The 18,988-nt window shown below is 69.7% G+C and carries 19 protein-coding genes; 8 read left to right on the top strand and 11 right to left on the bottom strand.

Annotated features, from left to right (window positions below):
- Window positions 1–426: 426 nt before the first annotated feature.
- Complete coding sequence (locus H4281_RS09800) at window positions 427–1,857, bottom strand: RNA polymerase sigma factor (RefSeq protein WP_182890548.1); 1,431 nt, start codon at window positions 1,855–1,857, stop codon at window positions 427–429.
- Window positions 1,858–2,079: 222 nt separating this feature from the next.
- Complete coding sequence (ppgK, locus tag H4281_RS09795; RefSeq protein ID WP_182890547.1) at window positions 2,080–2,841, bottom strand: polyphosphate--glucose phosphotransferase; 762 nt, start codon at window positions 2,839–2,841, stop codon at window positions 2,080–2,082.
- A gap of 64 nt (window positions 2,842–2,905) precedes the next feature.
- On the opposite strand from ppgK, the gene H4281_RS09790 reads away from it, so the two are divergent.
- On the top strand, window positions 2,906–3,742 hold the full coding sequence (locus H4281_RS09790; RefSeq protein WP_182890546.1) for an inositol monophosphatase family protein: 837 nt from the start codon (window positions 2,906–2,908) through the stop codon (window positions 3,740–3,742).
- Between the two features lie 54 nt (window positions 3,743–3,796).
- On the opposite strand, the gene cei is transcribed toward H4281_RS09790, so the two are convergent.
- A complete protein-coding gene (cei, locus tag H4281_RS09785; RefSeq protein ID WP_182890545.1) occupies window positions 3,797–4,480 on the bottom strand; it encodes an envelope integrity protein Cei in 684 nt (227 codons plus the stop codon).
- Window positions 4,481–4,989: 509 nt separating this feature from the next.
- Between cei and H4281_RS09780 the strand changes: the two genes are divergently transcribed.
- Window positions 4,990–5,298, top strand: coding sequence for a DUF4193 domain-containing protein (locus tag H4281_RS09780; RefSeq protein ID WP_013224476.1), 309 nt, complete (start codon window positions 4,990–4,992; stop codon window positions 5,296–5,298).
- 520 nt (window positions 5,299–5,818) lie between these two features.
- Here the strand turns inward: H4281_RS09780 and H4281_RS09775 are convergent.
- Window positions 5,819–6,301 (bottom strand): DUF3093 domain-containing protein, encoded by a 483-nt coding sequence (locus H4281_RS09775; protein WP_182890544.1) that lies wholly within the window; start codon window positions 6,299–6,301, stop codon window positions 5,819–5,821.
- 24 nt (window positions 6,302–6,325) lie between these two features.
- Between H4281_RS09775 and dut the strand changes: the two genes are divergently transcribed.
- Complete coding sequence (gene dut, locus H4281_RS09770; RefSeq protein ID WP_043838363.1) at window positions 6,326–6,829, top strand: dUTP diphosphatase; 504 nt, start codon at window positions 6,326–6,328, stop codon at window positions 6,827–6,829.
- Entirely contained in the window at window positions 6,829–7,494 is a 666-nt protein-coding gene (locus H4281_RS09765; RefSeq protein ID WP_182890543.1) for a DUF3710 domain-containing protein, read from the top strand. Before dut ends, H4281_RS09765 begins: the two co-directional genes overlap by 1 nt.
- A 63-nt stretch (window positions 7,495–7,557) precedes the next feature.
- Here the strand turns inward: H4281_RS09765 and H4281_RS09760 are convergent, their stop codons facing one another.
- Complete coding sequence (locus tag H4281_RS09760; RefSeq protein ID WP_182890542.1) at window positions 7,558–8,265, bottom strand: alpha/beta fold hydrolase; 708 nt, start codon at window positions 8,263–8,265, stop codon at window positions 7,558–7,560.
- A 104-nt stretch (window positions 8,266–8,369) separates the two neighbouring features.
- Between H4281_RS09760 and H4281_RS09755 the strand changes: the two genes are divergently transcribed.
- Together H4281_RS09755 and H4281_RS09750 are read left to right on the top strand one after the other, a co-directional pair.
- A complete protein-coding gene (locus H4281_RS09755; protein ID WP_009075573.1) occupies window positions 8,370–8,750 on the top strand; it encodes an OB-fold nucleic acid binding domain-containing protein in 381 nt (126 codons plus the stop codon).
- An 87-nt stretch (window positions 8,751–8,837) separates the two neighbouring features.
- Complete coding sequence (locus H4281_RS09750; protein WP_182890904.1) at window positions 8,838–9,506, top strand: DUF3159 domain-containing protein; 669 nt, start codon at window positions 8,838–8,840, stop codon at window positions 9,504–9,506.
- Between the two features lie 54 nt (window positions 9,507–9,560).
- Here H4281_RS09750 and H4281_RS09745 read toward each other — a convergent pair whose 3' ends face one another.
- Window positions 9,561–10,217 (bottom strand): potassium channel family protein, encoded by a 657-nt coding sequence (locus H4281_RS09745; protein ID WP_009075577.1) that lies wholly within the window; start codon window positions 10,215–10,217, stop codon window positions 9,561–9,563.
- The gene (locus H4281_RS09740; protein WP_067579456.1) at window positions 10,217–10,882 is read right to left on the bottom strand and encodes a potassium channel family protein; all 666 of its coding nucleotides are present in this window, start codon (window positions 10,880–10,882) and stop codon (window positions 10,217–10,219) included. Before H4281_RS09740 ends, H4281_RS09745 begins: the two co-directional genes overlap by 1 nt.
- 95 nt (window positions 10,883–10,977) lie before the next feature.
- Between H4281_RS09740 and H4281_RS09735 the strand changes: the two genes are divergently transcribed.
- Together H4281_RS09735 and H4281_RS09730 are read left to right on the top strand one after the other, a co-directional pair.
- On the top strand, window positions 10,978–13,026 hold the full coding sequence (locus H4281_RS09735) for an APC family permease (RefSeq protein WP_182890541.1): 2,049 nt from the start codon (window positions 10,978–10,980) through the stop codon (window positions 13,024–13,026).
- Window positions 13,023–14,213 carry a class I SAM-dependent RNA methyltransferase gene (locus tag H4281_RS09730; RefSeq protein WP_182890540.1) on the top strand — a complete coding sequence of 397 codons (1,191 nt, stop codon included), beginning with the start codon at window positions 13,023–13,025 and terminating at the stop codon, window positions 14,211–14,213. The genes H4281_RS09735 and H4281_RS09730 overlap by 4 nt, the downstream gene beginning before the upstream one ends.
- 3 nt (window positions 14,214–14,216) lie before the next feature.
- Here H4281_RS09730 and H4281_RS09725 read toward each other — a convergent pair whose 3' ends face one another.
- From H4281_RS09725 to H4281_RS09710, 4 genes are all read right to left on the bottom strand, one after another.
- Window positions 14,217–14,636 carry a hypothetical protein gene (locus H4281_RS09725; RefSeq protein ID WP_182890539.1) on the bottom strand — a complete coding sequence of 140 codons (420 nt, stop codon included), beginning with the start codon at window positions 14,634–14,636 and terminating at the stop codon, window positions 14,217–14,219.
- A gap of 313 nt (window positions 14,637–14,949) precedes the next feature.
- Window positions 14,950–15,780 carry a S9 family peptidase gene (locus H4281_RS09720; protein ID WP_182890538.1) on the bottom strand — a complete coding sequence of 277 codons (831 nt, stop codon included), beginning with the start codon at window positions 15,778–15,780 and terminating at the stop codon, window positions 14,950–14,952.
- A 114-nt stretch (window positions 15,781–15,894) separates the two neighbouring features.
- Window positions 15,895–17,448 carry a GMC family oxidoreductase gene (locus tag H4281_RS09715; RefSeq protein ID WP_182890537.1) on the bottom strand — a complete coding sequence of 518 codons (1,554 nt, stop codon included), beginning with the start codon at window positions 17,446–17,448 and terminating at the stop codon, window positions 15,895–15,897.
- Window positions 17,445–18,971, bottom strand: coding sequence for an APC family permease (locus tag H4281_RS09710; RefSeq protein ID WP_220506955.1), 1,527 nt, complete (start codon window positions 18,969–18,971; stop codon window positions 17,445–17,447). Before H4281_RS09710 ends, H4281_RS09715 begins: the two co-directional genes overlap by 4 nt.
- Window positions 18,972–18,988 lie beyond the last annotated feature (17 nt).

Genomic DNA, 18,988 nt, shown 5'->3' with positions numbered 1-18,988 from the left:
AAACAATCACGATTTCCGCGCATCTGCGGAGAACAACCAACTTTAGCCTCTTGCCCGGGTCCCAGTGTCGCGGTGGGTGCGCGACTGTGCACCGGCGATGAGTATTCCGGAACGGTTCCGGGGTTCCGGGTGAACGGTTGTGAACAGGAAACGGACACGCGTGCAAAGCCCGCGGCTCCGGCGGTGCACGTTCGGGTGCACGTTCACTCGCCGGGATTCACGCGCGGATTACTCTTGCGCCGCAGCGTAATTCGCATCGGGACCCGGTGTCTCCGGGTTTTCGGGACTTGTCCTGGGTCCACTGTGGTCAGCGAAGGAAGGATTTCGCGGAAATGCCGGGGCGATGCCGCGCGGCGTTGTCGGTAAACGCAGAAACCCCGCCGCCGCGTAGTGCGGGGCGGGGTTTCTCGCCGGAACCGGAGAAGCTCAGTCCAGGTAGTCGCGCAGCACCTGCGAGCGCGACGGGTGGCGCAGCTTCGACATCGTCTTCGACTCGATCTGCCGGATCCGCTCGCGCGTGACCCCGTAGACCTGGCCGATCTCGTCGAGGGTGCGCGGCTGGCCGTCGGTGAGGCCGAAGCGCAGCCGGACCACGCCCGCCTCGCGCTCGGACAGCGTCTGCAGCACCGACTGGAGCTGGTCCTGCAGCAGCGTGAACGACACCGCGTCGACCGCGACGACCGCTTCGGAGTCTTCGATGAAGTCGCCGAGCTGCGAATCGCCCTCGTCGCCGATGGTCTGGTCCAGCGAGATCGGCTCGCGCGCGTACTGCTGGATCTCCAGGACCTTCTCCGGCGAGATGTCCATTTCCTTGGCGAGCTCCTCGGGCGTCGGCTCGCGGCCGAGGTCCTGGAGGAGTTCGCGCTGTATGCGGCCGAGCTTGTTGATGACCTCGACCATGTGCACCGGGATGCGGATGGTGCGCGCCTGGTCGGCCATCGCGCGGGTGATCGCCTGGCGGATCCACCACGTGGCGTACGTGGAGAACTTGTAGCCCTTGGTGTAGTCGAACTTCTCCACCGCGCGGATCAGGCCGAGGTTGCCCTCCTGGATCAGGTCCAGGAACGCCATGCCGCGGCCGGTGTAGCGCTTGGCCAGCGACACGACGAGCCGGAGGTTCGCCTCCAGCAGGTGGTTCTTGGCCCGCTCGCCGTCGCGCACGATCCACTTGAGGTCGCGGCGCATCTGGGTGACGAGCTTCTCGCCCTCCTCCTCGGCGGTGCGCACGCGCTCGGCGGCGTAGAGCCCGGCCTCGATCCGCTTGGCGAGCTCCACCTCCTCCTCGGCGTTCAGCAGCGCGACCTTGCCGATCTGCTTGAGGTAGGCGCGGACCGAGTCGGCCGACGCGGTGAGCTCGGCGTCCTTGCGCGCCTGGCGCAGCGCCTCGGACTCCTCCTCGTCCCACACGAAGTCCGGGTTGTCCGAGGACTTGCCGCCCTTCTCGGCGGCACTCGCGCGGCGGCGGGCGGCGGTGGACGTCGCGGCTCCCGCGGCCCCCTCGGTCGCTTCGGCCTCGTCCTCGGAGTCGTCGTCATCGTCGTCGTCGGTCTCGTCGTTGACCGTCTCGTCGACGACGTCGACCTCGACCTCTTCGAGATCGGACAGATCCGGGCTGTCGAGTTCGGCCTCGTCGAGGTCGACCGGGCCGTCGGGATCGCCGTCGTCGGTCTTCGGACCCTTCGCGGCGGCCTTCTTCGCCGGAGCCTTCTTGGCCGGAGTCTTCTTCGCGCCCGCCGGCTTCGCGGCGGTCTTGCGCGCCGGGGACTTCGCCGCTCCGGTGGCTGCCTCGTCGGCCGGCTCGCCGGCTTCGGTCGCTGTCTTCGTCCCGCCTCGGGTTGCGGTTCTTGCGGCTGCCACTTACGCCCTTTCGCAGCGGTCGATCATGACGAGCCGAGATGTCGCCACCTCAGCTGCCTCACATTCGGGGAACACGCCTCGGCCTGCGGTTTTACCTCCGCAGCTCCTGCGCCGTGTTCCATTGTAACGACGTCGGCCCACTGCGTCGCGAAGCGATCACCCTCCGGCCCCCTTCCCGGCGCCTCGCGGTGACCGCTCCGAGACCCGGCGCGGACTCCTCGCTCAGTGCCCGGCGCCCTCCGCGGCGGCCGCGGCGGCCCCGACGATGCCCGCGTTGTTCTGCAGCGACGCGACGGCCACCGGCGTGCGGATGTCCAGCAGCGGCACCCACTTCTCGGCCTTCTTGCTGACGCCGCCGCCGACGATGAACAGGTCCGGCCAGATCAGGTTCTCCAGCACCGAGAGGTACCGGTGCACCCGCTTGGCCCACTGCGGATACGACAGGCCCTCGTTGTCCTTCACCGAAGCGGCGGCGCGTTTCTCCGCGTCGTGGCCGTCGACCTCCAGATGGCCGAATTCGGTGTTGGGCACGAGCTTGCCGTCGTGGAACAGCGCGCTGCCGATGCCGGTGCCGAAGGTGAGTAGCGCGGTCACGCCGGTGCGCGCGGCCGCGTCGCCGAAGCGGATCTCGGCGAGGCCCGCGGCGTCGGCGTCGTTGAGCATCGTGACCTCGCCGACGCTCTTGCCGAGCCGCTTCGCGAAGAGCGCCTCGGCGTCGGTGCCGATCCACTTGTGGTCGATGTTGGCCGCGGTGTGCGCGGTGCCCCTCTTGACCACCGCCGGAAGCGTCACGCCGACCGGGCCGTCCCACTCCGCCGCCCGGACGATTTCGGCGACGACGTCCGCCACCGCGTCCGGCGTCGACGGCTGCGGCGTTTCGATCCGGTGCCGGTCCCCGATGAGCTGTCCCTGTTCCAAATCGACCAGCGCGCCTTTGATCCCGCTGCCGCCGATGTCGATTCCGAAACCTCGGGTCGCCGTCACTGACGTGGTCCCTTCTCGCACGATTCAGAAGTCTGCTGCGGAGACTTTAACCGGATGTGGTGACATGGCGGGCGTGGGAGTTGACGAGGCGATGCTGAACGACCTGAAAAACACCGCCGAACAGGTCGCGGTCGAGGCCGCGCACCTGGTCCGGACGGCGTGGGTGCGGATGCGGTCCGGCGGCGAGGTCGCCGTGGACACGAAGTCGGCGGAGACCGACGTGGTGACCGCGGTGGACCGGGAGTCGGAGGAACTGGTCCGCGCCCGGCTGGAGCGGATCCGGCCCGGGGAACCGGTGCTGGGCGAGGAAGGCGGCGGCGCGGTCGGCGACGCTGCCGGCGGGGTCACCTGGGTGGTCGATCCGATCGACGGGACCGTCAACTTCCTCTACGGCCTGCCGACCTTCGCGGTGTCGATCGCGGCGCAGATCGACGGGGTTTCGGTCGCGGGAGCGGTCGTGGAGCCGGTGAGCGGCCGGCGCTGGACGGCCGTCCGCGGCGGCGGTGCGTGGCTCGACGGCGACCGGCTGTCGGTGTCCGCGGCGGACCGGCTGGACCTGGCGCTCGTCGGGATGGGGTTCTCCTACGCGCAGGACCGCCGGGTCCGGCAGGGCAAGCTGACCGCGGATCTGGTCGGGCAGGTGCGCGACATCCGCCGCCGGGGCGCGGCCTCGCTGGACCTGTGCGCTGTCGCGGCCGGGTGGCTGGACGGATTCTTCGAGCACGGCTTGCACCGCTGGGACTGGGCGGCCGGAGCGCTGATCGCGCAGGAAGCGGGCGCGACCGTGCTGCTGCCGGGCGAAGCGGCGGACCTGGGGGAGGACGCGACGTTCGCGGTGTCGCCGGGCATCGCGGCTGAGCTGCGCGCGGCGTTGGCCGCGGGCGGCGCGGCAGAGGTGTGAACTGGTCGTGAGTGCTGATCACGGTTCTAACCGTGATCAGCACTCACGAGGGAGTCAGCAGGTGACGGAGCGCGCCGAGGCCAGGAGCGTCTGGTCGATCACCGGCGCGCCGGGGCTGGCGGACTGCTCGCTGCTGCCGCCGCCCTGGTGCGCCTGCGACCAGGCGGTGAGCTGCTTGAGGATCTTGACCGCCTCGGGGCGCGGCTGGACGTCGGTGAAAAGCTTCCCGGTGGCCAGGTCGACGCTGGCGTCCTTGCGGGTGTCGTGGACCAGCTCCGCGCAGGGGATCACCAGGCTGACGGTGCGGGCCGCGGCGGCGCCGTTGTCGCCGTACCGGATCTGGCCGCGGCAACGCGCGTCGCCTTTCGGGTACGCCGGGTCGTTGCCGGGATCGCCGATCGCGGTGAAGCCGAGGTCGCGCAGCGCGTTGGTCGCGATGCTGCCCTGCCCGCGCGTGCTGCTGGCGTTGAGCACCTTCAGCGCGACCTTGTCCGGGGGCATCGGCGAGCGGTCGTCCAGACCGTTGTGCGGGACCGACGTGTAGGTGATTCCCGGCGGCGCCTTGGGCTCCGGGGTGCAGCGCACCGCCTCGTCGATGTCGCCGCGGCCGACCACGGCGTTGACCCAGACGAACACCGCGCCGAGCGCGAGCACGCCGATCACTATCAACGCGGGCAGCGGACGGTGCTTGCGATAAGGCCGCGCACCACGGTTCCCCGACCCGTTCCCCGACGCCACCTGCCCCGTCCCTTCCCCTCGCAGAACCGGCCGCGGTCGCCCCGCCGCGCCTCGCGGTAACCGCCAGCGTACGCACCGGCGTGGTAGCCGGTGAGCCTAGGCGCTGTTCGCGGCGCGCGGTGTCGCGGGTCACCTTCACCCATTCCGCGTAATGCCCCTCCGTGGCGATCGCACCACGGACGGCTCCGCGCGGGCAAGCGGACTCGGCCGCGAGGTGATGTTTGCGACGGCGGGGCAACCCGAACGGAGGACAGGCGTCTCACCTGCGCGTTCCCCCTCCCGGGTGACGCTGGGACGGCAATGTCCGACTCGGTGCGAGGCGCGCCCGGCGGTGAGCTACCCTTCCCGGGCTCCGGCCGCAGAACGAGGTCAACCAGGTTGAGACCTGGGTCACTCGCGGGCCGGGCACAAACAGGGGCGCTGGAACGTTGACCAGCGGCACGACCGGTATCGGGCGCCTCCGGAACCGGTGCAGGACGACACGCTGAATCGCAGGGGTGAGGGACACCATGGCTACCGACTACGACGCTCCGCGCCGCAGCGAAGCCGACGAGCTGGCCGAAGACTCGTTGGAGGAGCTGAAGGCCCGGCGGAACGAGAACCAGTCCGGCGTCGTCGACGTCGACGAGGACGCGACCGCGGAGAACTTCGAACTTCCCGGCGCGGACCTTTCCGGGCTCTCCGGGGAAGACATGACCGTGAAGGTCGTGCCGAAGCAGGCGGACGAGTTCACCTGCTCGGTGTGCTTCCTGGTGCACCACCGGAGCAGGCTCGCCGAGGACAACGGCGGCCGGCTGATCTGCCGCGACTGCGCCTGACCTGGGGATTTTCTCGGGGAGATCTAGGGGAGATTCACGGGGACAGCGTTTTCGCGGTCTTGGGAAGACTGGGTAAGCGACGGGGGTCGGCCTTGGTGGTCGGCCCCCTTACTCGTGTTTGGGGTGGTTCGGCTCGTCGCCTGGCGGCGACATCGGCCCGGTCTTGGGTTGCGTGGGGCACCCCGAATTTTCATGGTGCTGACGGTTCGGGGGTGCTTGTCAAGGCGGGAAAGATGCCTTGACAAGCACCCCCGAACCGCAGGGCGGCTTCGTATCGGGGTGCGGGGGCGGTGTGGGTGCCTCGCTCGTTGGGTGCACCGGCTGCGGTTTGGCGAGTGGGGCTAGCGCCCCAATGTGGCATTGGGTGCGTCAGACGCACCCAATGTGGCGTTCGGTGCGTGGGACGCACCCAATGTGGCATTGGGGCGCATCCGGTGGGCGGGCGGTGGTCCGGGAAGGGCTCCTTGAGGGAATCCAAGTCCGTGAAGGAGCCCCTCACGGGCTTCAGCGGGCGGGCGGGTCAGGCGCCGCGGAGCAGTTCGACTACCCGGCTTGGTTTGCGGGTGCTGAAGAGCCAGTACGGGGTGGGGTCTGCTGGGTCGGTCAGGGTGATGCGGACCGCGGGGCCTACCCAGCCTCGGTGCAGGACGAAGGCTGCCGGGTCGCCGTCGCGGCCCAGGGCGTGGCGTTTGGCGTCTTTTTCCACGACGGTGATGTCGCCTACGTAGCGCAGCGGCAGGTGGGCGTCGCCTAGCCAGAGTTCGGGGTCGTCGCCCGCGGTGATCTTGACTTTCGCCCGGCCCATCGAGAGCAGCAGCGCCGCCATGACCGGCACGGCGATCGCCAGCGGGATCCACATCGGGATGGACGGGTAGCCCAGGTGGACCTCGACGCCCAGCAGGATCGCCCCGGCCATCGGCAGGGGCCAGCCCCACCACGGCAGGTAGAGCCGTTCGGAATGTGCGACGACGCCCGTCGCGGCGGTGTTCACGCGGTCAGCCACGCATCAAGGGTAGTCTCGCCGCCCGTGTCCAGCGTTCAGGTCCTCCTTCAGCGGCTCGACCCCGAAGTCCCGCCGCCCGCCTATGCCCGGCCCGGCGACGCCGGGGCCGATCTCGTCACCACCTCGGATATCGTGCTCGGACCCGGCGAGCGCGGGGTCGTCGGCACCGGGGTCGCGATCGCGCTGCCCGCCGGGTACGCCGGGTTCGTGCATCCTCGCTCGGGGCTCGCGGCGCGCGTCGGATTGTCGGTGGTCAACACTCCCGGCACGATCGACTCGGGCTATCGCGGCGAGATCAAAGTCTGCCTCGTCAACCACGACCCGCGCGAGAAGATCGTGCTGGCGCGCGGCGACCGGATCGCGCAGCTGGTGGTCCAGCGGGTGGAGCACGCGGAGTTCGTCGAGGTCGCCGAACTCGAGACGACCGAACGCGGCGCGGGAGGTTACGGCTCGACCGGCGGGCACGCCACACTGGCACCCGGCGCCGGAGACACCGGCGCGGGCACCGGGGAAGGAACGGAACGATAGTGGGGATTTTCGGACGCAAGCGCCGGTCGAGCGACGACGAGACCGGAGGCGTCGCTTCCCAGCGCGGCGAAAACGCCGAAGCTGACGGCGCCGACGACGCGCTCGAACCCGAGGACCAGCTGTCGGAGACAACCGACGGCCCGTTCGATGCCGCCGAAGCCGAAGAAGACGGCATCCCGCGCATCGACCTGGGCTCGGTGCGCGTGCCGGTGCCCGACGGTTCGCAGGTGCAGGTCGAAATGGACCCGGAGGAAGGCGGCGTGCGCGCGGTGCACGTCGTGACCGAAGTCGGGCAAATCACCGTCAGCGCCTACGCGGCCCCGAAATCCGGCGGCCTGTGGCGCGAGGTGAGCAACGAGCTCGCCGACCAGCTCCGCGCGGACGGCGCGAAGGTCAACGTGGGCCGCGGCGAATGGGGCATGGAACTGTCCGCGATCGTCGGCGACGTAGCCCTGCGCTTCGTCGGAGTGGACGGCCCGCGCTGGATGCTGCGCGGCGTGATCGCCGGCCCGCAGTCCACTGCCTCGCAGGCTCCCGAAGTCCTGCGAGCGATCGTGCGCCGCACCGTCGTGGACCGGGGCAACTCCCCGATGCCGGTGCGCACCCCGCTCCCCATCACGCTCCCCGACGCAGTCGCCCAGCACATCGCGGAACAGCAAGGCTGACCGTTTTCGCTCTCCAGAAGGCCCTCGCGGACACTATTCCGCGAGGGCCTTCTCGACGCGTCCTCACAACGCCCGCAAAAACGCCAGAACAGTCGCCCTCCCCAACGCCTCCCGATCCCGCCCGACCGCATCGAGCGACGTCTCCCCGTACCTCCCCCTGGGCAGCGTCCGAGCCCACTCCCGGGCGACCGAAGCGGGATGAACGGGATCATCCGCGCATCCGCCCACTCCGGCCGGAACCTTTACCCCCCGCAATTCCGCCAATGCCGGCGCTGGCCTCCCCGCCGCCGCCCGCAACCCGGCCTCCAGCCCGTCCCCCTGCCGCCGCCAAGCCCGCCCCAGCTCTTCCCCGAGCCACCCCGGACTTCCCGCCGCCGCGGAAGCCAGCGCCCCCTCCACCCCCGCATCAGCCACCAGATCCGCCGTGACCGTCGCAGCCGCCGCCGCGGGTGCTGACCCGGATTCCCCGTTCCAAGCCGGGAGCGCCGCCAGCAGCCCCTCGCAACGCCCCGGATTCGCCACCGCCCACTCCGCGGCGAGATGCGCCCCGAACGAAATCCCGCCCACCAGCAAAGTCCCGTACCGGTCAGCGAGACGGTCCAGTCCGGCCAAAAACTCCTCGGCGAGGCTCGCTCCGGCAACCGGTGCGGGCGTGATCAACGGCACCCCCAGCGCGGCGAGCGGCCCCCCGAACACCGAGCGCACGAAGACCTCGTCGGAGCCGGTGCCGGGCAGCAGGACGGCGGCCGGGAGACGGATTGCGGACGTCACGTTGCGATCTTGCCCCAAACCCGTTTCCCTGACTGGGACCGCAGCTACGCTGGAACACGCACGGGCCGAACGAAGTCGGGGGCCCCGGAGCACAGGAGCACACCATGTCCGCCAAGGACGGCGGCTACTTCAGCCGGTTGGTTCGCAAGCTGACCAGCGACGTCGAGGACCTCGACGCCGACGAGATGTCCGAGAGGTCGGGTGCCGAAGGCGCGCAGCGCGCCTGTGACTGCCGGTCCGGCGAAGAGGTGACGGTGCTCGGCAGGCTGCGCAGCGTCGAGCTGTCGCCGACCGACGGGCCCGCCTCGCTGCAGGCGGAGCTGTTCGACGGCACGCAGGGCGTGACGCTAATCTGGCTGGGCAGGCGCCGGATTCCCGGCATCGAGCCCGGCCGTACCGTCAAGGTTCGCGGCCGGATGGCCGAACGGGACGGGCAGAAGGTGCTCTACAACCCGTATTACGAACTCCAGAGCCCGGTAGGGTGATCAACGCTCGTGACTGAACCCGCTGCTCCCCGCGACGAGAAGGACGCGCCCGGAAACGGGGGCGACGAAGAGCGGCAGCCGACGCTGATGGAGCAGATGGGCGGGGTTTCCGGCCTGTTCTATTCCTCGGTGCCGGTCATCGTCTTCGTCCTGCTGAACGCGTTCTTCGGGCTCACCGCGGCGATCTGGGGCTCGATCGGCAGCGCGGTGGCGATCACCGTCCTGCGCGTCGTGCGCAAGGAGCCGCTGCAGCCGGCCATCTCGGGGTTCTTCGGCGTCGCGATCGCGGCGTTCATCGCGTTCCGCACTGGGTCCGCGAAGGGGTTCTTCCTCTTCGGCATCTGGGCGAGCCTCGCCTACTGCGCCGTGTTCGTGATCTCGGTGGTGGTGCGCTGGCCGCTGGCGGGCGTCGTGTGGAACGCGCTCAACGGCAACGGCACCGCCTGGCGCAAGGACAAGCCGTCCCGCTACGGCTACGACGTCGCGACGCTCGCGATGGCCGTCATCTTCGCCGCCCGGTTCGTGGTGCAGCGCTGGCTCTACGACGGAAACCAGACCGGCTGGCTCGCGTTCGCCAAGATCGCGATGGGCTACCCGCTGTACGCGATCGGGCTGCTGGTGGTCGTCTGGGCGGTGCGCCGCTCCGACAAGCGGCTGAAGGCGCTCGCCGAGGAAGAACCCGAGCCGGAGACCGACGCGCAGGTGGAGGCGCGCCTGCGGGAGAAGTACGCGCAGGCGCCGACTCCCGAGACCTGATCCGACGCACGAAAAAGGGGCGGGCCCGCGACGAGCCCGCCCCTTTTGCGTGTCTCAGTAGCCCAGCGCCGTCCGGATCTCCGGTTCGACGTCCGAGGTCGCGACGAACAGCAGTTCGTCGCCCGCCTCCAGCGGGTCCTCCGGCTGCGGCACGATCACCCGGTCGCCGCGCAGGATCGTCACCAGCGCCGCGTCGCGCGGCAGCGCCAGTTCGCTCACCGGCTTGCCCGCGAGCGGCGTCTCCTCCGGCAGGGTGAGTTCCACCAGGTTCGCCTGCCCCTGCCGGAATGTCATGAGCCGCACCAGATCGCCGACGCTCACCGCTTCCTCGACCATCGCGGCGAGCATCCGCGGGGTCGACACGGCCACGTCGACGCCCCACGCGTCGGTGAACAGCCATTCGTTGGCCGGGTTGTTCACCCGCGCCACCACGCGCCGCACGGCGAACTCCGTCTTCGCCAGCAGCGACACCACGAGGTTCGCCTTGTCGTCGCCGCTCGCCGCGATCACGACGTCGCAGCGTTCGATGCCGGACTCCTCGAGGATCGACACCTCGCACGCGTCGCCCAGCACCCAGTCGGCCTGCGGAACGGATTCCGGCTCGAACTGGTCGGCGTCGCGCTCGATCAGCATCACCTGGTGGTTGCCGTCGATGAGCTCGGCGGCGATGGACTGCCCGACGGCTCCCGCGCCCGCGATCGCGACCCGCATCAGTTCTCCTCCTCGGGGGCGCGAGCGGCCAGGCTCGTCACGTCTCCGACGGTGCCCGAACGCGCCGCCACCCACACGTCGTCGTCGGCCTGCACGACGGTCTTCGCGTCCGGCAGCACCGCGGTGCCGAACCGCATCATGAACGCCACCCGCGCGCCGGTGGTCTCCTGCAGCTCGCGCACGCTGCGGCCGACCCAGCCCTCGTGCAGCGGCAGTTGCAGCAGCGCGACGTTGCCGGACGGATCGCGCCACGCGGAGGCGACGCCGTCGGGCAGCAGGGTGCGCAGGAACCGGTCGGTCGTCCACGGCACGGTCGCGACGGTCGGGATGCCCAGCCGTTCGTACACCGCGGCGCGCTTGTGGTCGTAGATGCGCGCGACCACGTGCTCGACGCCGAAGTTCTCGCGCGCGACCCGCGCGGAGATGATGTTGGAATTGTCGCCGCTCGACACGGCCGCGAAAGCGCCCGCGCGCTCGATCCCGGCCTCGACGAGCACCCGGCGGTCGAAACCCGCCCCGACGACCTGCTGGCCGTGGAAGTCGCTGCCCAGCCTGCGGAACGCCTGCTGGTTCTTGTCGATGACGGCCACGTCGTGGCCGAGCCGCTCCAGCGCCGCGGCCAGAGACGCGCCGACGCGGCCGCATCCCATGATCACCACGTGCACGCTTAGCCTCCTCGCAGGGTGCGGATGACCCGTCGGTGGGTACCCTCGGACACCAGCGCCGAACCTACCTTGCCCCTGCCAGTTAGGCTCTCGTGGTGTCGAAGTTCCCGACCGTGCTGAAGCGGCTGGTCCTAGGACGTCCGTTCCGAAGTGACCGTCTCGCCCACACCTTGTTGCCCAAGCGCATCGCGCTGCCCATTTTCGCCTCCGACGCGCTGTCCAGCGTGGCCTACGCGCCGGAGGAGATCTTCCTGACGCTGAGCGTCGCGGGCCTGTCCGCGTACGCCTTCGCGCCGTGGATCGGGGTCGCGGTCGCGCTGGTCATGCTCGTCGTCGTGGCGTCCTACCGGCAGAACGTCCACGCGTACCCGAGCGGCGGCGGCGACTACGAGGTCGCGACGACCAACCTCGGCGGGAAGTTCGGCCTGACGGTGGCGAGCGCGCTGCTGGTCGACTACGTGCTGACCGTCGCGGTGTCCACTTCGTCCGGTGTCGCGAACATCGGTTCGGCGATTCCGTGGGTGGCCAACCACAAAGTGCTCGCCTCGGTCGTGATCGTGGCCGTGCTGACCGCGCTGAACCTGCGCGGAGTGCGCGAATCCGGCAAAGCGTTCGCCATTCCCACGTACGGCTTCATCGCGGGCATCCTGATCATGGTCGTCTGGGGGCTGTTCCAGGCCGTCACCGGCACCGAGATGCGCGCCGAGAGCGCGGGCTTCACGCTGCACGAGGAAGGCAACTGGGCGGGCATCGCGTTCGTGTTCCTGATCCTGCGGTCGTTCTCGTCCGGCGCCGCCGCGCTGACCGGGGTCGAGGCGATCAGCAACGGCGTGCCCGCGTTCCGCAAGCCGAAGTCGAAGAACGCGGCGACCACGCTGCTGCTGATGGGCGTGCTGGCGGTGACGATGCTGGTCGGCATCATCACGCTCGCGATCGTGACGAAGGTGAACTTCGCCGAGGACCCGGCGCGGCAGCTGGCCGGCGCGCCCGCGGGCTACGAGCAGAAGACGATCGTCGCGCAGATCGCGCACGCGGTGTTCGAGAGCTTCCCGCCCGCGTTCTACTACATCTCGTTCTCCACCGGCATCATCCTGCTGCTGGCCGCGAACACCGCCTTCAACGGCTTCCCGGTGCTCGGCTCGATTCTCGCCCAGGACCGCTACCTGCCGCGGCAGCTGCACACGCGCGGCGACCGGCTGGCCTTCTCCAACGGCATCCTGTTCCTCGCGGTTTTCGCGCTGGTGCTGATCATCGCGTTCGACGCCGAGGTCACCCGGCTGATCCAGCTGTACATCGTGGGCGTGTTCGTGTCGTTCACGGTGAGCCAGGCGGGCATGATCCGGCACTGGAACCGGTTGCTGGACAAGGAAACCGACGCGGCGGCGCGGCGGCGGATGCGCCGTTCGCAGACGGTGAACGCGATCGGCCTCACCATGACCGGCACCGTGCTGGTGATCGTGCTGATCACCAAGTTCCTGCTCGGCGCGTGGATCGCGATCGCCGCGATGGTGGCGATTTTCGCGTTGATGACCGCGATCCGGAAGCACTACGACCGGGTGGCCGAGGAGCTCAAGGACATGGGCGACGCGCCGACCGTGCTGCCCTCGCGCAACCACGCGATCGTGCTGGTGTCCAAACTGCACCGGCCGACGCTGCGCGCGCTGGCCTACGCGAAGGCGATGCGCCCGGACGTGCTCGAGGCGGTCACGGTCAACGTGGACGACGCCGACACCCGCGCGCTCACGCACGAATGGGAAGCGCACAAGTTCAAGGTGCCGCTGAAGGTCGTCGAATCGCCGTACCGGGAAATCACGAAGCCGGTGCTGGACTACGTGAAGCGGGTCCGCGGCGCCAATCCGCGAGACGTCGTCACCGTGTTCATTCCGGAGTACGTCGTGGGGCACTGGTGGGAGCAGGTGCTGCACAACCAGAGTGCGTTGCGGCTCAAGGGAAGGCTGCTGTTCCAGCCGGGTGTGGTCGTGGCGAGCGTGCCGTGGCAGCTGGAGTCGTCGCAGAAGGCGGTCGCGCGGCTGCGCAAGGCCCGCCCGTCCGCCGGCGACGTCCGCCGCGGTTTCACGCCCACGACCCCTCGTCCCGCGGACGCCCCGAAGCCCGCTCCTGCGACTAAGGAATCATCAGAATGACCGAGAGCTGGCTAGGCCGGATCCTGGAACTGGAAGTCGGCCCAGTCGCGCACGGCGGACATTGTGTGTCGCGTGTGGACGGACGAGTGCTGTTCGTGCGGCACGCGCTGCCCGGCGAACGCGTGCGGGCCGAAGTGACCGAGGACAAGGGCGGCTCGTTCTGCCGCGCCGACGCGATCGAGGTGCTCAGCGGGTCGGAGCACCGCGTGACGCCGCCGTGCCCGCTCGCCGCCCCTGGCGGTTGCGGAGGCTGCGACTGGCAGCACGCCGAACCGGCCTACCAGCGGGAACTGAAGGCCGCGGTGGTGGCCGAACAGCTGCAACGGCTCGCCGGGATCACCCGTGACGTGGTTGTCGAACCGCTCGAAGGCGGCCCGCTCGGCTGGCGCAGCCGGGTGCGGCTCGTCGCCGGACGCGACGGCCGGGCGGGCTTGCGGGCGCACCACAGCCACCGCGTCATCCCGATCGACGACTGCCCGATCGCGGTGCCCGGCTCGCTCGGCACCGCGCTGAGCAAGCGCTGGCGGCCGGGTACCGAACTGGAAGTCGCCAGCGACGGCGAGAACCACCTCCACCTGCGCGAACTCGCCACCGTGCGCGGGCGTACGCAAGGCAAGCAACTGTCCGGCGGCATGGCGATCCAGCACGCCGCCGGACGCGACTGGCGGCTCGACGCGCACGGCTTCTGGCAGGTCCACCCGCGCGCGGCGGACACGCTGGCGGAACTCGTGCGGGAATGGGCGGACGCACCGCGCGGCGGGGTCGCCTGGGACCTGTACGCCGGGGTCGGCCTGTTCGCCTCGGTGCTCGCCGATCAGGTCGGCCCGGACGGCCAGGTGCTGGCCATCGAATCCGGCCGGCGCGCGGTCTCCGACGGCGAGCGCAACCTCGCCGACCTGCCGCAGGTCAGCTGGCGTTCCGGACGCGTGGAACACCTCATCGAAGACGCCCCGGCGCCGGTCGACGTCGTGGTCCTCGACCCGCCGCGCAAGGGAGCCGGCCGAGCAGTCGTCAACGCGATCGCGGCCGGTGAGCCGGACCGGATCGTCTACGTGGCTTGCGACCCGGCGGCGTTGGCGCGGGACGTGCAGTTCTTCTCGGAGCACGGGTATTCGCTGACGGATCTGCGGGCTTTCGACGCGTTCCCGATGACGCATCACGTGGAGTGCGTCGCGCTGCTCCAGTGACTCTTATCGCCCCCGTTGGGCATTTGCCGCCGCGATCAGTCCCGTCGCGGCCAAGACGAGGCCCGCGGTCAGCAGCACCCATGCTCCTGCCGCGGGCTGAACGTCGGCGGAGGGGGCGAGCCGGTTCGCGCCGGGGAGCGTGATCACGAGGTAGCGCAGGAGGATTCCCGCTACCGCGATGCCGGTCAGGGCGGTGAAGGCCAGCGGCTCGGCTTGGCGTCGGCGGAGAGTCAGGATCGCCAGCGCGAAGGCGAGCGCCAAGGCTCCGGCACAGGCCAGCCGAAGGCCGAGATCCAGATCGGGTTCCGTGCCGCCCAGCGGCAGATGCGACGGAAGATAATGCGCGGTCGGCAGGGCAAGCCCGACGCCACCGCCCACCGCGGCGATCGCTCCGGCCCACGCGAGCACCCGATTGCCTGCCACGGAAGAAAGTCTACGTCGGTATCGCTGCTTCCGATTGCTTGTGCCGCAACGGATTCTGCTGCTTCGGCCGGATGGGAGCCTTCTCGTTGACGGTCACGATTCGGTCACGCGAGAACCTCAGCGCGCTCCGCGGCGACTGACCGGATGTGCATCGCGGAAGGTGCGCGGTTCTCCGGCAGCGGGTCGGAGGACGGAGCGAGGGGCGGACATGATGGTGCGCGGAATTCTGTCACTGGCGGGTGTGCTGCTGGCGAGACGGCGGACCGGCGCTCGGTCGGGAACCGGTTGTCAGCACCATCTCTCGCGTCCACGGTCAGAACCGGAGCCAGCGGTCGAACCACCCACGGGCCCGGAACAGGACGTCGAGTTGGTGATGGCGTTCCCGGATCGAGTGCCCCTCCCTCGGGTAGATCACGAACTCGTGCTCGACGCCGAAATGGCGCAGCGCCCGGTGGAAGCACACGGATTGGCCGAGCGGAACGTTGGTGTCCTCGGCGCCGTGCAAGAGGAGCACCGGAGTGCGAACGCGGCTGGCGTAGTCGTTGTCGCTGCTGGCCTGGGTGAGCACGGCGAGCGGACCGCCGCCGGGCCGTTGCCGCAATTCCACGACGTGCCGGTCGCCGAACACCTCTGGAGTGGTGACCAGGCCGGTGCGCAGGTCGAGCAGACGCAACCGGGCACGCGGTTCCCGCTCGCCGACGACAATCGCGTCGTCACGGTCCCGGGCGCGGCTCGCGTCGTGTTCGGTGGGTTCGTCCCAGGCGAGCAGAGCGACCAGGTTGGGGTCAGCGAGCGGCAGGTAGTCGACGATGCCGGAGCGCCAGTCGGTCACCGCGCCCGCCGCGCCGTCAGCGAGGACGAGCCGGTGCACCTGCGAGGTGCCGCGGTCGGCTCGGTCGGAGAGGAAAAACAGCGTGCCCGAGTCCTCGGACCATCGAGGGCGGGATTCCGTTGCGGTGTCGGAGGTTGCCTGGCGGGACGCGGCGGTGCCGTCGGTGCCGACGAGCCAGAGTTCGGTGTCGAGGTGGTCACCGGTCCGGCTGAGGGGAGCGAGGACGTAGCAGAGCAGTTGCCCGTTCGGGGCAAGGGCAGGGGTCTGCGGTGCGCGACCATCAACCACGAGTTCGGCGGTCAGACCAGACATGTGCCCAGTCTGCCCATCTCGCCGGCGCAGCACGCGATCGAACCGGCATCGGTTGGTACAAGGCCGATTAGCGGGTGGTTGTGCCCCACCAGGACACAACCACCCGCCGCGAGGTCAGCCCCGGTCTTCCTTGAGCATGTCCGCGCACTTCTCGCCGATCGCCATCGTCGTGATGCACGGGTTCACCGTGACGAGGAACGGCATCACCGAAGCGTCGGCCACCCGCAGGCCCGCGACGCCGCGGACGCGCAGCCGCTCGTCCAGCACCGCCTCGGGGTCGCCGTCCGCGCCCATCCGGGCCGTGCAGGCCGGGTGGTACACGGTGTTGTGCGTTTTGCGCAGGTAGTCGGCGATCTCGTCGTCGGTCTTGCAGTCGCGGCCCGGCGCGAGTTCCACGCCCGCCCATTCGTCGAGCGCGGGCTGGGCGGCGATCTCGCGGGCGAGTTTCACGCCGTAGGTCATCACGCGCATGTCGTACTCGTCGGTGAAGTACCGCGGGTCGACGCGGGGCTTGTCGCGGAAGTCGCGCGTGCGCAACCGCACGGTGCCCCGCGATCGGCTGCGCGTCACGTTGGGCGTGAGGCAGAAGCCGTTCTCCGTCGTCGGGTAGCCGTGCCGGACGGTGTTCATGTCGAAGGGCACCGAACCGTAGTGGAACATCAGGTCCGGGCGGTCCAGGCCCTCCTCGGTCATGGTGAAGATGCCGATTTCCCACCACTGCGTGGATTCGGTGACCATCGGCTGCAGGGCGTCCCACATCACCAGGCCCTCGGGGTGGTCCTCGAGGTTCGAGCCGACGCCCGGCGAGTCCACGAGCACCTCGACGCCGACCTCGCGCAGGTGCTCGGCGGGCCCGATGCCGGACAGCATCAGCAGTTTCGGCGTGTCGATCGCGCCGGAGCTGACCACGACCTCGCGGCGCGCGGTGATCGTGCTGTGGTGGATGAGGTCCGCGTCCAGCACCTCGACGCCGGTGCAGCGGAGGCCGTCGAACAGCAGCCGTTTCGCGCGGGCTCCGGTGCGGATCTCCAGGTTCGGCCGCTTGCCCATGATCGGGTGCAAGTACGACACCGACGCCGAAGACCGGGTGCCGTCCTCGCGGGCGTTGATCTGGAACCAGTTCGCGCCGTGGGTGACGGTCTTGCCGGAGTTGAACTCCGTCGTCGGGATGCCCGCCTGGGCGCACGCGGACAGCAGCGCCGCGCCCGCGGGGTCGTGCGGCGGGACCGACCGGATGGTGACCGGGCCGGAGCGGCCGTGGTGGTCGCCGGGGCCGTCGTTGGTCTCCAACCGTTGGTACAGCGGGAAAACGTCCGCGGCCGACCAGCCCGGCAGGCCCATCGAGGACCATTCGTCGAGGTCCTCGGCCGGGGCCCAGAACGCGATGCACGAGTTGTGCGACGAGCAGCCGCCGAGCACCTTCGCGCGGGCCTGGCGCAGGTAGGAGTTGCCCGCCTCCTGCGGTTCCACCAGGTAGTCCCAGTCGTATCCGGACTCCAGCAGGCCCATCCAGCGGGTCAGCTCCAGCACCTCCGGCACGTCCGTGTCGGACGGTCCGGCCTCGAGGAGGCAGACGGTCACGTCCGGGTCCTCGGACAGCCGGGCGGCCACCACCGATCCGGCCGTTCCGCCGCCGACCACCACGTAGTCGAACTCGCTTGCGCTCACCGGGAAACCTCCTCGTCGGGCGCGGGGGCGGCGGCGTGGTCCGCCAGCACCCCGACCTTGTGCCGTTGCACGAACCAGTAATAGGCGAAGCCGCCGGCCGCGAAGACGCCGACGAACAGCACCGAAATCCACTTCAGATACCAGTGGAAGGGCGGGGAAGCGTTGTAGATCTCGTTGCGGGGCCAGGCCAGGTTGATCGTCATCGCACCGCCCCACAGCACCGCGAGCACGTTCACCGGGAGACCCCAGCGGCCGAGGGAGAACCGGCCGGCCGGGGTGCCCTCGCGCGGCCAGCGCCCGCGCAGCCGGCGGATCAGCATGGGCACAGTCACGAGGAGGTAGGACAGGTAGATCAGGATGATCGCGAGGCTGGTCACGGCCGAGAAGATCTGCGTGGAGTTGATGTTCAGCACCAGCAGCGCGATCGCGAGCACGCCGATCACGATCGCGGGCAGCACCGGGGTGCCGGTGGTCTTGTTGACCCGCGCCAGCTTCCGGCCGCCGGGCAGCGCGTTGTCCCGGGCCATCGCGAACGCGATCCGGATCGCTGCGGTGTGCACGGCCAGCACGCACACGGTGATCGCGATGAATACGACGAACAGGAACACTCGTCCGATCGCCGGGCCGAGCGCGTCGGTGAGCACGTACTGCAGGCCGACCGTGCCGAGTTCCGGCGCGTTGATGTTGCCGACCGCCATGAGCGCGAACAGGATGATCAGCCCGCCCAGCACGAAGGAGGCGACCAGCGCGCGCAGAATCGCCTTCGGCGCGTTGCGGTGCGGGTTCAGCGATTCCTCGCCGAGCGACGCGGCGGTGTCGAAGCCGTACATGACGTACGACGAGGCGATCCCGGCGATCAGGAACGCGCCGAGGTAACCCGACGAATGCCCGGCCTCGGTGCCGTTCGTCTCGGTCACCACCGACGGGCCGCGTACGAAATGGAAGGCGAGGAACACCACCAGCAGCACCGCGAACAGCAGCTCCACGAACACGCCCGCGCTGTTGATCCGCGCCATCAGCTTCACGCCGAAAGCGTTCACCAGCGTGGTGAACACGATCAGCACGCTGGCCAGCAGCACGCCGTTGGCCGCGTCGCTGGTGCCCGTGCCGTCGCCGATGAACTGGAAGAACGACGTGATCTGCGGCAGCGTCCGCTGGTAGGCGAGCGCGGTCGCGGAGATCGAGACGATCGAGGCCAGCAGCATCATCCAGCCGGCCATCCACGCGATGTGCGGGTTGCTGAGCTTCTTCGCCCAGTTGTAGACCGACCCGGCGACCGGGTACTGCGCGGCCAGTTCGGCGAAGCAGAGCGCCACCATCAGCTGCCCGATGAACACCGCGGGCCAGGACCACCAGTAGGCCGGGCCGCCCTCGGAAAGGCCGAGGTAGGAGAGCTGGAACACCCCGGTCAGCACCGAGATGTAGCTGATCCCGGCAGCGAAGGTGTGGAAACTGCCGAGCGTTCTCTTGAGCTGGTTGGTGTAGCCGAATTCGCCGAGTTCGCGATCGCCGGTGTCGCTCAAGGGCACGAATTCCTTTC

It is taken from the genome of Amycolatopsis dendrobii (genome assembly GCF_014145675.1).
Classification (GTDB): domain Bacteria; phylum Actinomycetota; class Actinomycetes; order Mycobacteriales; family Pseudonocardiaceae; genus Amycolatopsis; species Amycolatopsis dendrobii.
This window is presented reverse-complemented; position numbering and strand designations above follow the sequence as displayed.

Excerpts from the sequence above, each read along its gene's own strand:
- H4281_RS09780 (WP_013224476.1), top strand. The coding sequence starts at position 4,990 with ATGGCTACCGACTACGACGCTCCGCGCCGCAGCGAAGCCGACGAGCTG.
- H4281_RS09755 (WP_009075573.1), top strand. The coding sequence starts at position 8,370 with ATGTCCGCCAAGGACGGCGGCTACTTCAGCCGGTTGGTTCGCAAGCTG.
- H4281_RS09720 (WP_182890538.1), bottom strand. The coding sequence starts at position 15,780 with ATGTCTGGTCTGACCGCCGAACTCGTGGTTGATGGTCGCGCACCGCAG.
- H4281_RS09790 (WP_182890546.1), top strand. The coding sequence starts at position 2,906 with ATGGCGGGCGTGGGAGTTGACGAGGCGATGCTGAACGACCTGAAAAAC.
- H4281_RS09745 (WP_009075577.1), bottom strand. The coding sequence starts at position 10,217 with ATGCGGGTCGCGATCGCGGGCGCGGGAGCCGTCGGGCAGTCCATCGCC.
- H4281_RS09730 (WP_182890540.1), top strand. The coding sequence starts at position 13,023 with ATGACCGAGAGCTGGCTAGGCCGGATCCTGGAACTGGAAGTCGGCCCA.
- H4281_RS09750 (WP_182890904.1), top strand. The coding sequence starts at position 8,838 with ATGGAGCAGATGGGCGGGGTTTCCGGCCTGTTCTATTCCTCGGTGCCG.